The sequence below is a fragment of the Hyphomonas sp. ske169 genome (assembly GCF_056850855.1).
Genome location: NZ_CP096146.1, coordinates 1988438 through 2001854, shown reverse-complemented (window position 1 = coordinate 2001854; position 13417 = coordinate 1988438). Strand labels below are relative to the sequence as shown.

The 13417-nt window shown below is 56.4% G+C and carries 14 protein-coding genes; 8 read left to right on the top strand and 6 right to left on the bottom strand.

Annotation, left to right across the window (positions count from 1 at the left end; genetic code table 11):
• Positions 1–174 precede the first annotated feature (174 nt).
• On the top strand, positions 175–1008 hold the full coding sequence (locus MY069_RS09750; protein ID WP_482793590.1) for a hypothetical protein: 834 nt from the start codon (positions 175–177) through the stop codon (positions 1006–1008).
• A 360-nt stretch (positions 1009–1368) separates the two neighbouring features.
• Here MY069_RS09750 and MY069_RS09745 read toward each other — a convergent pair whose 3' ends face one another.
• Positions 1369–2979, bottom strand: a complete 1611-nt coding sequence (locus tag MY069_RS09745) for a class I adenylate-forming enzyme family protein (RefSeq protein ID WP_482793589.1) — start codon at positions 2977–2979, stop codon at positions 1369–1371.
• Positions 2980–3143: 164 nt separating this feature from the next.
• On the opposite strand from MY069_RS09745, the gene MY069_RS09740 reads away from it, so the two are divergent.
• From MY069_RS09740 to MY069_RS09720, 5 genes are all read left to right on the top strand, one after another.
• On the top strand, positions 3144–3653 hold the full coding sequence (locus MY069_RS09740; RefSeq protein ID WP_482793588.1) for a DUF2975 domain-containing protein: 510 nt from the start codon (positions 3144–3146) through the stop codon (positions 3651–3653).
• The gene (locus MY069_RS09735; RefSeq protein ID WP_482793587.1) at positions 3653–3874 is read left to right on the top strand and encodes a helix-turn-helix domain-containing protein; all 222 of its coding nucleotides are present in this window, start codon (positions 3653–3655) and stop codon (positions 3872–3874) included. The genes MY069_RS09740 and MY069_RS09735 overlap by 1 nt, the downstream gene beginning before the upstream one ends.
• 65 nt (positions 3875–3939) lie before the next feature.
• Complete coding sequence (locus MY069_RS09730; RefSeq protein ID WP_482793586.1) at positions 3940–4614, top strand: crotonase/enoyl-CoA hydratase family protein; 675 nt, start codon at positions 3940–3942, stop codon at positions 4612–4614.
• Between the two features lie 62 nt (positions 4615–4676).
• Positions 4677–5891: a cytochrome P450 gene (locus tag MY069_RS09725; protein ID WP_482793585.1), complete on the top strand. Its 1215-nt coding sequence runs from the start codon at positions 4677–4679 to the stop codon at positions 5889–5891.
• Positions 5864–6460, top strand: a complete 597-nt coding sequence (locus tag MY069_RS09720) for a histidine phosphatase family protein (protein ID WP_482793584.1) — start codon at positions 5864–5866, stop codon at positions 6458–6460. Before MY069_RS09725 ends, MY069_RS09720 begins: the two co-directional genes overlap by 28 nt.
• A 20-nt stretch (positions 6461–6480) precedes the next feature.
• On the opposite strand, the gene MY069_RS09715 is transcribed toward MY069_RS09720, so the two are convergent.
• On the bottom strand, positions 6481–7227 hold the full coding sequence (locus MY069_RS09715; protein ID WP_482793583.1) for a TSUP family transporter: 747 nt from the start codon (positions 7225–7227) through the stop codon (positions 6481–6483).
• 168 nt (positions 7228–7395) lie between these two features.
• Between MY069_RS09715 and MY069_RS09710 the strand changes: the two genes are divergently transcribed.
• Positions 7396–8700 carry an acyl-CoA dehydrogenase family protein gene (locus MY069_RS09710; protein ID WP_482793582.1) on the top strand — a complete coding sequence of 435 codons (1305 nt, stop codon included), beginning with the start codon at positions 7396–7398 and terminating at the stop codon, positions 8698–8700.
• Between the two features lie 441 nt (positions 8701–9141).
• Here the strand turns inward: MY069_RS09710 and MY069_RS09705 are convergent, their stop codons facing one another.
• From MY069_RS09705 to MY069_RS09695, 3 genes are read right to left on the bottom strand one after another with little or no spacing between them, the layout of a single operon-like run.
• Entirely contained in the window at positions 9142–9888 is a 747-nt protein-coding gene (locus MY069_RS09705; RefSeq protein WP_482793581.1) for a glycosyltransferase family 2 protein, read from the bottom strand.
• Positions 9885–10196 (bottom strand): cell division protein ZapA, encoded by a 312-nt coding sequence (gene zapA, locus MY069_RS09700; protein WP_482793580.1) that lies wholly within the window; start codon positions 10194–10196, stop codon positions 9885–9887. Before zapA ends, MY069_RS09705 begins: the two co-directional genes overlap by 4 nt.
• On the bottom strand, positions 10196–10471 hold the full coding sequence (locus MY069_RS09695) for a DUF4164 family protein (protein WP_482793579.1): 276 nt from the start codon (positions 10469–10471) through the stop codon (positions 10196–10198). Before MY069_RS09695 ends, zapA begins: the two co-directional genes overlap by 1 nt.
• A 112-nt stretch (positions 10472–10583) precedes the next feature.
• On the opposite strand from MY069_RS09695, the gene tkt reads away from it, so the two are divergent.
• Positions 10584–12548 (top strand): transketolase, encoded by a 1965-nt coding sequence (gene tkt, locus MY069_RS09690; RefSeq protein WP_482793578.1) that lies wholly within the window; start codon positions 10584–10586, stop codon positions 12546–12548.
• Here tkt and MY069_RS09685 read toward each other — a convergent pair.
• Complete coding sequence (locus MY069_RS09685) at positions 12545–13417, bottom strand: hypothetical protein (RefSeq protein WP_482793577.1); 873 nt, start codon at positions 13415–13417, stop codon at positions 12545–12547. The two genes, tkt and MY069_RS09685, sit on opposite strands and share 4 nt — an antisense overlap.

Below are 13417 nucleotides of genomic sequence, written 5' to 3'. Positions count from 1 at the left end.
GGAATCAAGGTGTAGCGACACCCTAGTCCTGAAACTTGTGCGGGCACCTAGCACCTTGTTTGTGGACTGACAACACGTCGGATCAGCCCAGGCTGCGACCGAATCGCGCGGTCGCGAGGTTAAGCCTCGGCGATAGTCATTGCAGCGGTGGCGATGTTCTGCGATTTATGCCGCATGCCGCGCCCATTTCCCGACCGATACACGCACAATCATCAGGCCCAGAATGACGGCTCCGTGGCGTTTGAATGTTCCCGTGATAGTGCAGTCTGGCCGTGGCTAAGGTTAAGCGCGACCCATCCGATTTTGGTGCAGACGATAAATTTCTGGGCGTCAATCGATTCGGGCGAATTTCTCGGAACCTTCAATCCCGATACATGGACGGCTCTAACGCATGTGCGTTGGGAGTGCGGCGCCCCAGATGCTGGTCTACCGCATCGCGGCACGTATCAATCGATCCAAGATGCCGGCCGCGCCCGCTATAAGCTCGCCTTCTTTGATCAGGCTGATCAGATGGTCGCAGAGCTCGCTGGCCAAGGCGTGACCTTCCGCACCCGCAATTTCGAAAAATGGCGCGACGGCTCAAAAGAAAAGCTAAAGCCCCCGGCCCCGCCTTTGATGAATTATGCCTCCGCAGCCGCCGTTGGCGTGCGGTCGGCGCCTGAGAGCTTTCTCGCGCCGCTCCGCCACAGCGAGACCATCTCGACCACCGGGTTGATCACCAAAGAAAACGGCCTGCGCCCAGCCCATCCCTATATTGGCGGCTCAGGTGATCATGTGAACTCCACCCATATGGGCGAGGTCGGCCGCCAATTCGGCCAATTGCTGCTAGGTCGCCCTTTCTTTCACACAGGCGGCGAGATGGAGTTCCACCACTATGTCGAACTCGGCAGCCCGTTCGGGGTGGAACTTCTGGGACATTCCGTGGCCGAATCCCAATTCGACCTCATCGTCCGCCAAGGCGGCCGCGACTGCACCACGATTAAGATGCAATATGCGGAGGCGCAGTGAGGGGTATAGGATTAGGTGCGAACGATTCCAAATAGGCCCTGATCCTGAGCGACGTCGAAGGATAAAGGGCCGGGCTTCCCTGGACTTTGTAGTGAGCCCGCCTCGTCCTTCGACTTCGCTCAGGATGAGGCTAAGACAAGGCATCTCGTTTTACAATCTGCTCAGATGCGTTGGGCAGAGCGCTGGAAGGAGAGGTCGCGCACAAATTTAGTGATGAACTGCTTATCGGGCCCAGTCACCGGCGGTTCCTGCGGAAGCAGGAACCCATGGACGGTAATTGAGGTCGGGATTGTGGGCGCCTCTCCCTGGATACCTGCCTGCGCAGGCATCGGCGGAAAAGGGAATTTACAAACCGCGTCGCTATCCCATCGGCGTGTGTTGCCCGGCTTCAAATTCTTCCGCGAGCTTAAATTTCCGGATCTTGCCGGATCCTGTGAGGGGCCAGTCAGTAACTTGCACCCAATAAGCCGGGGTTTTTTGCGGCGACAGGCGTTCGCGGACGAACGCTTTGAGCTCCCCCGCCGAAAACGCATGGTCGCTCTCGCTGCGAATGAAGCAGGCGACTTGCTCGCCCCATTTCTCGTCCGGCACGCCGACCACGGCAACCTCATCAATCGCGTCATGTTCGAGCATGGCGTTCTCGATCTCAGCCGGGAACAGATTCTCGCCGCCGCGAATAATCATCTCTTTGACCCGGCCAGTAATCTTGACATAGCCGCGCGGGTCCATGCGCCTGAGATCGCCGGTGTGCAGCCAGCCTTCGCTATCAATCGTTGCCGCTGTCGCTTCGGGATTGTCATTATAGCCGAGCATCACACTATAAGCGCGGGCGCAAATCTCGCCCTGTTCGCCAATCGGGATGACTTTATTGCTCTGCGGGTCGCGAATAGAAATCTCTGTATAGGCGACCGGCTGCCCAATCGTCTGGGTCAGATCTTCTTCTGTATCGGTGTGCCAGGCTTGGGTTAGCACCGGCGATGTCTCGGTCTGGCCATAGACGATCTGAATCGCGGCGCCAAAGGTTTCAAACGCGTCGCGGCACAGCTGCGGCGGGACCATGGAGCCACCCGATATGATACACTCGATCGATGACATGTCGGCGCCGGACTGACGCACTTCATGGATCAGTGCGACCAACATTGTCGGCACGCCCAAGATGAAGCGGGCTTTTTCGCGCTCAATCACGCGAACAACGGTCGCCGGATCAAACATTGGAGCGAGCAACATCGTTGCCTGCCGGCCAAATCCACCGAGGACGAGAATGGCACACCCGGTCGTGTGGAAAAGCGGCATATGGTGAACGAATACGTCGCCCGGCTGCAGGTTGCCGCGGGTTAGCGTGTCGACGCCGTTTCGGACCAAGCCATTATGATGGAGCAGCGCCCCTTTCGGAAATCCGGTGGTTCCGGACGTGTACTGAATCTGCACCGCATCGCTTGGCTTTGGGTCTCGAAGTTCGCCTTGATCAGCGCCAGCATAAAGCGCGTCATGGTCCGTCAGCAGAATACGATGCGTGATGGCTGGGATTTCATCGCAAACCGAGTCGGCAATCTCTTGCATCGGGTTGCCGCGGAAATCGGCGACATAATAGATCGCTTCAGAGCGCGATTGTTCGAGCACATATTTCAGCTCGCGCTTCTGATAGGCCGGGTTCACGGTGACCAGGATCACGCCAGCAAGACCGCAGGCCAGCTCCAAGAGCACCCATTCAGGGACATTATTTGCATAAATCGCAATCCGCGCGCCTTCTTCGTGGCGGGTGGCCAAGGCACGCGCGAGGCGCTCGGCATCAGCGAGCAATTCCTTATAGGTCCAGGTGCGCCCAATCTCACCGTCAAAACCGAGCTCTTTAAGGGCCGGCAAATCAGGCGCAGCAGCGACAGAGTTGCGCAACATCTCGCCAATCGTCATCGCCGGTGGCTCGTCGCCTTGTGCTGGAAAATAAGAGTCTGTGAGATTGACGTTATACATGTTCTGGGCCTCCCGAGCCGAAACTATCGACTCTCAAAGGGCATCCGGCAATCCCTCGCGCAGGGGAATTGAGACCTAGGGCGTAGAAAATATCTCAAATGCATAAAAAATTATTGTATAGCAATAATTAATTGAGTATATGCTCCTCAAGTTAGGAGTTCCCAATGACCGACACAGAGATTCAAAAAACCCGCGACACCCATAGAGATCTCACCTATGTGGCGTGGGTCGTGGTTGGCATCTTAGCGCTCAACGTCTCTTACTTCGTCGGTGAAGAAGTCGGCGAGATTTGGTACACCTCATCGTCAGATCTTTGGGCGATAAACAAGGCGCTCTGGATTGGCATTATCAAAGCCATGCCAACCATACTCATCGCCTGGGCGGTTGCGGATTTTGCGTTTCTCTTCCAACGCTGTTCCGAAGGCGAGGTCCTGACAGACGAGAATGTCAAAACGGTCGAACAAGCTGCATTTGGCTTGATCGGCGCTGGCGCTTGGGCGGGTATTATTTCCCCAACGCTCCAAGACTGGCTGACAGAGCGCGTGCGCGGCGTGCTTTTCGAAATGGGTGACCTCGCATTGGCGACGGCGATGATGGGCGTGATGCTCTATGGCCTGTCTCTGGTGCTCAAAGACGCTGTTGCGGTAAAAGCCGAAAATGACGAGTTCGTCTAATGTCCGCTGAGATCATTGTTACGCTCGATGTCATGTTGGCGCGTCGGAAACGGCGGGCCAAAGACCTCGCGGCGGAGATCGGCATGACAGAAGCGAATCTTTCTCTGCTGAAGTCCGGGAAAGTCAAAGGAGTCCGGTTCGATACATTAGCTAAACTGTGTGAAGCGCTCGAATGCACACCAGGAGAGCTTTTGGAAGTTACAGTGACTGACGCAGAGTGAGGCTTGCCTCCCGTTACGGGACAGCACCTACCGGTTTAAGTTCTTAACTCTCTGGAGGACCGATCATGAGCGCGCCAGCCACTATCGAAATCAAAGACGAAATCGCGATCATCACTATGGATGATGGCAAAGCCAACGCGATCAACCCGCCTATGCTTGAAGCGCTTAATGCTTGCCTCGATCAAGCCGAGAAAGACGCAAAAGTCCTTATCATTACCGGACGCGAAGGCCGGTTCTCTGGCGGCTTTGACTTGAAGCTCATGATGAGCTTGCCGGGTGAAGACGTGAAAGCTTTGGTCGATGGCGGTGGCAAGCTGGCGCATCGCCTCTACAGTTTCCCGATGCCAGTGATCGCCGCCTGCAATGGCCATGGTGTGGCCATGGGCTGTTTCATCTTGCTGTCTTGCGATGTGCGGATCGGTACAGCCGGGGCGTTTAAAATCGGCGCCAATGAGACCCAGATCAACATGGTGCTACCAATCTTCGCGTCCGAGCTGGTCAAGGCCCGCGTCGCCAAAGATTTCCTGACCCGGTCAATGGTGTTTGGCGAATTGTTTGACCCTGAGACTGCGGTGAAAGCCGGTTATCTCGATCAAGTCGTTGATGCCAGCGCCTTAATGGCGACCGCACAAGGCTATGCCGATGGGTTAAAACCTCTGAGCAGCCCGTCCCTGACCGGCAATAAGCGCCTGCTGCGCCAAGAGACGCTGGCAACCATCGGCGCGTCGTTGCCGGATTAAACCGCAGGTTCGATACAGCCGGCTCTGTTGTCGGCAGGGCCTGCCCGCGATAGATATTTCGCATGCGCAAGCTCGATATCAGCTCGCTCGCCTTCAAATCAGCCCCGCATGAGGTGCTCGCTGAGGCTTTAGAGGCCGGACCGTTTGCACAGGTGAAAGTGCCTTTGCTCGGAACTTTCAAAGCGGCACTCACCCATGAGGCGGTTCATAAAGTCCTGAAAGAGTCCGAAACCTTCGCGGTTGATGCAAGAAATGCAGGGCATCGTAAGCCGTTTGGGTTACCCTTCATTCCAAAGTCTCTGCGGCTATTATCGCAGAATCTCTTATCTCTGGACGATCCGGATCACCAACGCCTGCGCCGCTTGGCGGATGCGCCATTCCGCCGGGCCGCGATTGAATTGCAACGGACTGAAGTCGGAGCGCTGGTCGATGCTTATTTGGATCAAGTCGCGCATATGCCCGGGCCCAGTGTCGACCTGATTGATCAGGTTTTTCGTCCATTACCGCTGACGGTGATCAGCCACATGCTTGGACTGACGGAAGACGCTAAAGCACGTCTGGTTAAGACGATGTCTGGGTTTTCGGGCGCAGCAAGCGGTTGGGGCATTTTCCGAGCGATTATGGGCATGGGCGGTGTCATTAAACAATTGCGCGAGGAGATCGAATTCGCGCGCCAAAACCCGCGCCCCGGCCTGCTGAAAGACCTGATCGCAGCGGAAGCTGATGGCGGCAAGATGAGCGAAGATGAGCTCATCTCCCTCGTCCTTGTATTATTTGTCGCCGGTCATGACACGACAACCAATCTGCTCTCGAGTGGGCTCCATGCTTTGCACACTGAACCCGGCGCCTGGGAGACAGCGAAAGAGCTGGATGCCGACGGATGGCGTGTCGCCGTGGATGAGCTGATGCGCTTTGCGATGCCTATTCACATGACGAAACCGCGCTTTGTCCGACAAGATGCCGAGATCTGTGGCGAAACCTTCAAGCGCGGCGAGAAAGTGATCGCCCTCCTGGGCGCCGCCAATGTCGATCCAGCCGTGTTCACCGCCCCGCTGACGCTTGATCTCGCGCGCCGGCCCAATCGTCATACCGGATGGGGCGGAGGCCCACATATCTGTCTCGGTCTTCATTTGGCCAAAATGGAAACCGAACTTACCCTTTCCAAATTGGTTGAGCGCTGGCCAGAGATGGCTCTGAGCACGCCTTTAACTTGGTCAAAAAGGATCGGAACGCGAGGGTTTGAGCAGATGTGTGTGCAATTGAAAGCCTCACCGTGATTTATCTCACACGCCATGGGCAAACTCAGTTGAACGCGGCTGGTCGTTTGCAGGGACATTCGGACTCGCAATTAACAACTAGGGGAATCAGCCAAGCCCATGCCGTAGGGCACAAGCTTAAAGCGCTGATTGGATCAGGTCCTATTGATCTCTGGATCAGCCCCTTGGGGCGCGCCCAAGAAACAGCCGCCATCATCGAATCCTATCTGGCGGTCGCTCAAGTAAAAACCGATGACCGGCTCGCTGAGATTAGCCTCGGCGATTGGGAGGGCATGACCATGGAGGATATTGAATTCACCCATCCTGGTATGCTCGACGGTTCATCACGATTCGATTGGGCTTACAGAGCCCCAAAAGGCGAATCAGAAACGGCGTTTAGCGCTCGATTGCAGAGCTGGCTTGCGGAGATTGAGCAATCAAAAGCGCGATCGGTTGTTGTTTCCCATGGCTGGGCTGGCATGGGATTGCGATCCTTATATTCAGGCCTCGCGTTTGAGCAGGTCAGCGCCAAAGGAGACTCCCACGAAGCCGTGTTTGAGTTCTCAGCTGGAACGATCCGAGAACTCTAATATCGGACGGCCACGAGCCCTTAATAAAGCCCAGCTGCCCGCAGCAATAAGACGATCCCGATCGCGGTGACCAACCATTTCATCCATTGGCGGAAATTCACATCATTCATGCGCTCGAGCACGCGCTTGCCGAGCGTGGTTCCGAGCATGGAGAGTGGGATAGCGGCCGCGAACAACCACCAAGGCGGCAGTGCGCTCCAACCCGCGGCAGTGACCACAGGCACGCTCCAAAACCCAATCTTGACCAAATGGCTCAGCGCTTGAGTCACTGATTTGGTCGCCACGATTTGTTGGCGAGTCATCTCGGCGCGCACAAAAAACAAATCGAGCATCGGCCCCGCAACCCCGGCGAGCGTGTTCAAACCTTGCACCCCAAAGCCCGCAAAAATTGCGTGGTCGGCACGCTTGATGTCGAGATGTAAGCGTTCTTTTGGCAGCCAAACCAGCATCGGGGTGAGGCCGAGCAAAAGATACAGCGCTCTCTTATCCGGCGTCCAACTGACGAAGAATAAAGCGGTAATGCCAGCGGTCGCGCCAATGCAGTAATATCCGAACACGCGCCAATCGATATGCGCGCGCAGTAAGAAAGCGCGATAGCCATTGGCGAACATTTGGATGCCGCCATGGACGATCATCGCCATCGCAACGCTAACCAGAGCGACCAAGACAGCCATCAAAATGATGCCGCCCGCCATGCCGAAAATCCCGGATATGAAAGACGTCACCAGGGTTGTCGCAAGGATGATTATGGCTGCGAAAAGACTCATCGGCGCCCTCGTGCGCTGAGTCTCTGCTTGCGGCAAACCACCCTCGTATGTTCCCGGAGTGACCGTTCGTCTCAGTTGAGTTCACCTTACCCCGCGAGACGGTTTTACAAGTTTACGTGCGCGTCATACCGTGTGGGCAGTTGATACGTGAATACGAGGAAAAGTGATATGCCGTATACCGAAAGTGGGCCTGGTGAGCTGAATGATGACCTGTTCGACCTGCGAATGTCAGACGACGCGCGACCACTCTATGATCATGTGAAGAAATTCATTGCTGATGTGGTCGACCCGATGTCGATCAAATTCCATGAGCTCGATAAGAATAAAACCGACATCTGGTCGTATGCGCCAGGTCAGCTTGAAGTGCTGGAAGAGGCGAAAGACGAAGCCAAGAAGCAAGGGCTTTGGAACTTCTTCTTACCAGACGCTGAAACCGGCGAAGGCCTGAAGAATCTCGATTATGCGTATATTGCGGCCGAGCTTGGCAAGAACGCGCTCGCTTCTGAGACAATGAACTGCTCAGCGCCTGACACCGGCAATATGGAAGTACTTGAGCGCGTCGGCACACCGGAACAGAAAGAGCAATGGCTGAAACCGCTGCTCGAAGGCAAGATCCGCTCCGCCTTCGCGATGACAGAGCCTGCCCTGCCAAGCTCTGACGCCAAGAACATCTCTACCCGCGCTGTGCTCGAAGGCGACGAGTGGGTGATTAATGGCGAGAAGTTCTACATTTCCGGCGCCGGCGACCCGCGCTGTAAGATCATGATCACCATGGTCAAAACCAGCCCGGATGCGGAGCCGCATAAACAACAGTCGCAAATCCTGGTGCCAACTGACGCGCCTGGCGTTAAAATCTTAGACGGTATGCAAGTGTTTGGCGATTATGATGCCCCGCATGGTCACATGCATATCGTGTTCGACAATGTTCGCGTCCCGAAAGAGAATATGCTGCTCGGCGAAGGCCGCGGCTTTGAGATTTCTCAGCTCCGTCTTGGGCCTGGCCGTATTCACCACTGCATGCGCTCCATCGGTGCCGCAGAACGTGCGCTTGATATGATGGTTGTCCGCGGCATGACGCGCCAAGCCTTTGGTCGCGACTTGATCAAACTGGGCGGAAATATTGAGAAAGTCTCTCGCGCTCGGATCGATATTGAATCCATGCGGATGATGGTTCTGAAAGCCGCGAAAGCCATGGACGTGCTCGGCAATAAAGAAGCTCGCGTTTGGATCTCTATGGTCAAAGCCATGGTTCCAGAGAAAGTCTGCCGCATTATCGACGAAGCCATCCAAATGCATGGCGCAGCAGGGGTCTCTCAGTGGACGCCGCTGGCACGTCTTTACACTGGTCAACGGACGCTGCGTCTGGCGGATGGTCCGGATGAAGTGCACCATATGGTGGTTGGCCGCGCCGAGACGCGCAAGTATTCTGGTGAAGAAGAAGATCCAGCTTTGGCCTCTGTCTGGCGCAAATAAGCCAGCGCCACCAACCAGAAATTGAGAAGCGCGGCCCTCGGGTCGCGCTTTTTTCGTGACCGCCTAAGAAAAATGGGATGCACCAAACAGGTGCATCCCAAGTGGGTGGCCGGGTTAGAGGGGCGGATGAACCCAGGCCTTGAGCTTGTCCGGTACGGTCATGGAGTAACCGCCTGCGACAGATTTCTACTTAAGCGCGAGTTGCTAACAATTCGTAAACACTTGATTTTTCTACGCCTAAACATGTAAAAACCTGCTTCAGTAAGCACAACTATTATTTATATAAGTAAATATGAGTCTAAAAAGAATCTTGTGAATTTCGATTCTTTGGATTCGCTGTAGAACACGTGTTTCGAACTATCTGCACTAATCTATCTCAAAAACTACTTTGGGTAGAATACCGTCTCTCTGGCGATTCTGCGTGCTTTTGATTGGAGCGCCTTAGTCCGCGCGAGGATCATTCCACTCGCTCGCGATGCCCTGCCCGCCGCGCCGGGTCAGCCAGAACATCCCGAGCAAGTCGAAAATCCCGGCGCCTAGCCGCCCGAGGAAACCATACTTTGATTGGCCATGCCAACGCGGGCGATCATTGACCAGCTCTTCGCGCACATCCCATCCGGCTCGCTTGATCAAGGCCGGCAAGAACCGGTGCATAGAGGCAAAATAAGGAAGCTCTTTAAACGCTTCGGTTCGGATCAGTTTCCACCCGCAGCCAGTATCGGTCGCATCATCGCGCAGCATAAACCGGCGAACGCCATTGGCCACGCGCGACTGCAACCATTTAAACCCGCTATCATTTCGGCTTTTTCGTTTGCCCGCGATAATCCCGAGCTTTCCAGTGTCTTGGCCTGCAATCAAATCTGCCCAGAGCCGGGCTGTATCATTGATGTCATTCTGCCCATCGCCATCGATCAGTTGGGTCCAGGTGCCGCGGATCGATTTGAGGCCGGTGAACAAAGCGGCCGACTTTCCCGCGCGTTTCACATGGGTGAACACATTGACGGTTTCGGGCCAGCGCGCCACAGCTTCCGCGAGCTCTTTCTCGGTTGCGTCACTCGAACAGTCATTGACGCAGATCACGTCGAACGCGATCCCGCCAAGGGCCTCATGCACTTCTTCCAATAAGGGCAGCACATTTCCTTCTTCATTATAGAAAGGAATTAGGACGCTTAGCTCAGGCGCGCTCATTTTCCGGACTCGATCCTCGCCGCCAAGGCTTCAATCCGGGCGGCGGTATCAGTCAGCGCTTGTGCGGCGCGTTGGACATCCGGGCCCGCTTCGGCAGCTTGCGCTCGGTGCGACGCGTCGAGCTCGTCCAGAAGCGCTAAGGACGCGATGAGCAACAATCGGTCGTCGCCGATATTGCCAACCGCTTTGGCGATTTCTTCGATCCGCGCATCGAGTTGACGCGACAATGCGATCAGCCGCTCTTCTTGTCCCGGGGCACAGGCCACTGAATAGGGACGGCCGCGAAGTCTTATATCCGCCTTCGCCATTAGCTCTGGCCCTCACGCCCAAGCGCAGCGCGGACTTCCGAAATCGCGGCACCAAGCGCTTCAGAGGCTTCGTCGGCGAGTGCCTGTAATTCTTTTTCGCGGGCCAGCGATTCATCAAGCTGTTCCGCCAGCCGGGCGCGATCTTCCATCATCACCGTCAGTTCTTGGCGGAGCACGGACGGATCCCCTGAACGCTCGAACAGGCCTCCGACCGCGCCTTCTAGTCGGGTCAGTGCTTTATCCAATCGAGATGCGGCAGCTTCGATAACGCTCATAGTCTCTCGTTTGCGCTCATTACGTCGAAAACTCAATAGTCACCGATGCTAAGTCTTGACAGCGATGGCCACGCTGTCCATTCCCCGGGCGAAATAATACAGGACAAGAAGCATGACAGTTTCCAATCGGGACATGGCCAATGCCATCCGCGCTTTGTCAATGGATGCGGTTGAGGCCGCCAAATCTGGACATGTCGGTTTGCCGCTCGGAATGGCCGACGCAGCGACCGTTCTGTATCGTAAGTTTTTGAAGCACAATCCGGCCGATCCCGATTGGGCGGATCGCGATCGGTTCGTTCTGTCGGCGGGCCACGGCTCTATGCTGGTCTATTCGCTGCTTCACCTCACCGGCTATGACAGTGTCAGTCGCGATGATATTCGTGCGTTCCGCCAGCTTGGTCGCACCACCGCTGGCCACCCAGAGAATTTTGTCACCAAAGGCGTCGAGACGACGACGGGTCCGCTCGGCCAAGGAATCACCACAGCGGTCGGCATGGCCATGGCCGAGCGACATCTGAATGCACGCTTTGGCGATGAGCTGGTCAATCACAAGACCTATGTCATCGCTGGCGATGGCTGCCTGATGGAAGGCATCAGCCAAGAAGCGATCACGCTGGCGGGCCACCTCAAGCTTTCTAATCTGATCGTTCTGTTCGATGACAACGCGGTGACGATTGATGGCGGCACCGATATGGCCGACAGCACCGATCAATGCGCCCGCTTTGAAGCGTCCGGCTGGGTCACCAAAAAAGTCGACGGCCATGATGCCGATGATGTCGAGGCGGCGCTGACTTGGGCCCAGGATCAAGACAAGCCAGTCATGCTGGCGGTCAAAACCATTATTGGTTACGGCGCCAAGCGAGCCGGCACAGGCCCGGCCCACGGCGGACCTTATGGCGAAGAAGAAGTCGCCACGGTACGCGAAAGCATTGGCTGGCCGCATGCCCCATTTGAAGTGCCGGCTGACATCGAAGCGGCTTGGGCGGATGCTGGAAAGCGCGCGCATGCTGAGCACCTGGCTTGGAAAAACCGGCTCGATAATCATGCTGACAAAGCCGCATTCGAAGCTGCGATGGCAGGCGCGCTGCCAGCAAACCTCTCCGACATCGTCAACGCGCACAAAAAATCTGTGGTCGAAGGCGGCAAAGACGACGCGACCCGTAAATGGTCGGGGGCGGCGCTTGAGCCTTTGACCGAAGCCATTCCAGAAATGATTGGCGGCTCGGCCGATCTCACCGGCTCAAACAATACCAAGACCAGCCATACCGCGCCGCTTGGCCCGGACAATTGGGCCGGTCGTTACGTCCATTATGGCATCCGTGAACACGCCATGGCGGCGGCGATGAATGGCATGGCGCTGCATGGTGGCGTGATTCCCTATTCTGGGACTTTCTTGGTCTTTGCGGACTATTCCCGCGCGGCGATCCGCCTCGGGGCTCTGATGGGCGAACGCGTCATCCATGTGATGACCCACGATTCCATCGGCCTCGGGGAAGACGGCCCAACCCACCAACCTGTCGAACATGTAGCGAGTCTCCGCGCGATGCCGAACATGACCGTCTTCCGTCCTTGTGACGGCGTCGAAGCGGCGGAATGTTGGGAATTGGCCCTGCGCAATGAGACGGGCCCAAGCACGCTGGCGCTCACCCGCCAGAAAGTGAAATCGGCGCGAACAGCGCACACGGATGAGAATCTCTCGGCCAAAGGCGCTTATGTCGTCTCCGACGCGGATGGCGCGCAAGCTGTGCTCATCGCCACCGGGTCTGAAGTTGAAATCGCTCTCGCCGCCCAATCCGCGCTTGCTGAGAAAAATATCCCGGTCCGCGTTGTTTCAATGCCGAGCATGGATCTGTTCGAACAACAGACTGGCAGCTACCAGACCGAAACGCTTGGTGGCGACCTACCGAAGGTTGCGATTGAAGCTGGCGTTCGTTTTGGATGGGACCGCTGGATCGGCCATGATGGCGGCTTTGTCGGCATGAGCTCTTTTGGCGCTTCCGCGCCATATCAAGATCTCTACAATCACTTCAACATCACCGCCGATGCAGTCGTCGCCGAAGTCGAGCAGCGCGTTTAGTCGGCGAGTTTCGGCACGCCGGGCAGAAGACGCGCCGGCGAATAACAAATATCGATCTGCGACCCAGGATGGCCATGGCCGCGATCGGGTCTGGCGAGATAGGCGGCCAAACTGGCTTGCGCCGCGGCATCGAATTCGCTGCGGGTCAGTTTGGTCGTGATCTGCCCAAGTGAGCGCCGCGCGAAACAGCGATGCAAGTCGACATAGCGCATGTCAGCGACATCCTGCCCTGTTCGCGCCCGGCGAAAGGCCATCCGCATCGGATCGCGCGCAAAAGTTAGCGTGGCTGGCCACCCGGCCCCAAACGGCACCGCCACCCAAGCCGCTTGGATCCCGGTATCCTCATCAACCTGACTAAAATAGAGCTGATAGATCATACCATCTTCGGTCGGCTCAGCGTGAACCGATACATGCGGATGGCGCTCAAGCCGGGTCCGCCAAGCTTCGATAAATTGATCGCGCTGACGCCAAGCGGCTTTGGTTTCACCTGCAGCCAGAAAGGTTGAAATCGCATAGAAATTGGAGAGCCGGTCGGTCATTGGCCCAGCATTCGCAAAATGGCTGGCCGCCCGTTTGGCCTCTCCAAGATCCGCCGCCGCAATACCAGCGATACGGCTAGCGTCATAGAATTCTGGGCGGTCTGGACAGGTATCCAGAAACGCCTCAGTGACGGCCGAAATATGCTCAGGGCTTTGTTCAATCTGCTGATCGTGAAGCGCCAATTGCCAATCCATGGCATCTTGCAATCCGCAGTCTTGCGCAGACGCCTTATTGATCGTGTTCATCGCAATAAAGCTGGTCACCCCAGCCGCGATCGCTGCACCAATATATCGCCGGGTGCGCCGGCTCAGAAGTTTTTTTCCGCCCAT

What these genes read in the sequence shown, in the direction of transcription:
- MY069_RS09750 (WP_482793590.1), top strand. Translation starts at nt 175, where the DNA reads ATGCCGCGCCCATTTCCCGACCGATACACGCACAATCATCAGGCCCAG.
- MY069_RS09745 (WP_482793589.1), bottom strand. Translation starts at nt 2,979, where the DNA reads ATGTATAACGTCAATCTCACAGACTCTTATTTTCCAGCACAAGGCGAC.
- MY069_RS09740 (WP_482793588.1), top strand. Translation starts at nt 3,144, where the DNA reads ATGACCGACACAGAGATTCAAAAAACCCGCGACACCCATAGAGATCTC.
- MY069_RS09735 (WP_482793587.1), top strand. Translation starts at nt 3,653, where the DNA reads ATGTCCGCTGAGATCATTGTTACGCTCGATGTCATGTTGGCGCGTCGG.
- MY069_RS09730 (WP_482793586.1), top strand. Translation starts at nt 3,940, where the DNA reads ATGAGCGCGCCAGCCACTATCGAAATCAAAGACGAAATCGCGATCATC.
- MY069_RS09725 (WP_482793585.1), top strand. Translation starts at nt 4,677, where the DNA reads ATGCGCAAGCTCGATATCAGCTCGCTCGCCTTCAAATCAGCCCCGCAT.
- MY069_RS09715 (WP_482793583.1), bottom strand. Translation starts at nt 7,227, where the DNA reads ATGAGTCTTTTCGCAGCCATAATCATCCTTGCGACAACCCTGGTGACG.
- MY069_RS09710 (WP_482793582.1), top strand. Translation starts at nt 7,396, where the DNA reads ATGCCGTATACCGAAAGTGGGCCTGGTGAGCTGAATGATGACCTGTTC.
- MY069_RS09705 (WP_482793581.1), bottom strand. Translation starts at nt 9,888, where the DNA reads ATGAGCGCGCCTGAGCTAAGCGTCCTAATTCCTTTCTATAATGAAGAA.
- zapA (WP_482793580.1), bottom strand. Translation starts at nt 10,196, where the DNA reads ATGGCGAAGGCGGATATAAGACTTCGCGGCCGTCCCTATTCAGTGGCC.
- MY069_RS09695 (WP_482793579.1), bottom strand. Translation starts at nt 10,471, where the DNA reads ATGAGCGTTATCGAAGCTGCCGCATCTCGATTGGATAAAGCACTGACC.
- tkt (WP_482793578.1), top strand. Translation starts at nt 10,584, where the DNA reads ATGACAGTTTCCAATCGGGACATGGCCAATGCCATCCGCGCTTTGTCA.
- MY069_RS09685 (WP_482793577.1), bottom strand. Translation starts at nt 13,417, where the DNA reads ATGGGCGGAAAAAAACTTCTGAGCCGGCGCACCCGGCGATATATTGGT.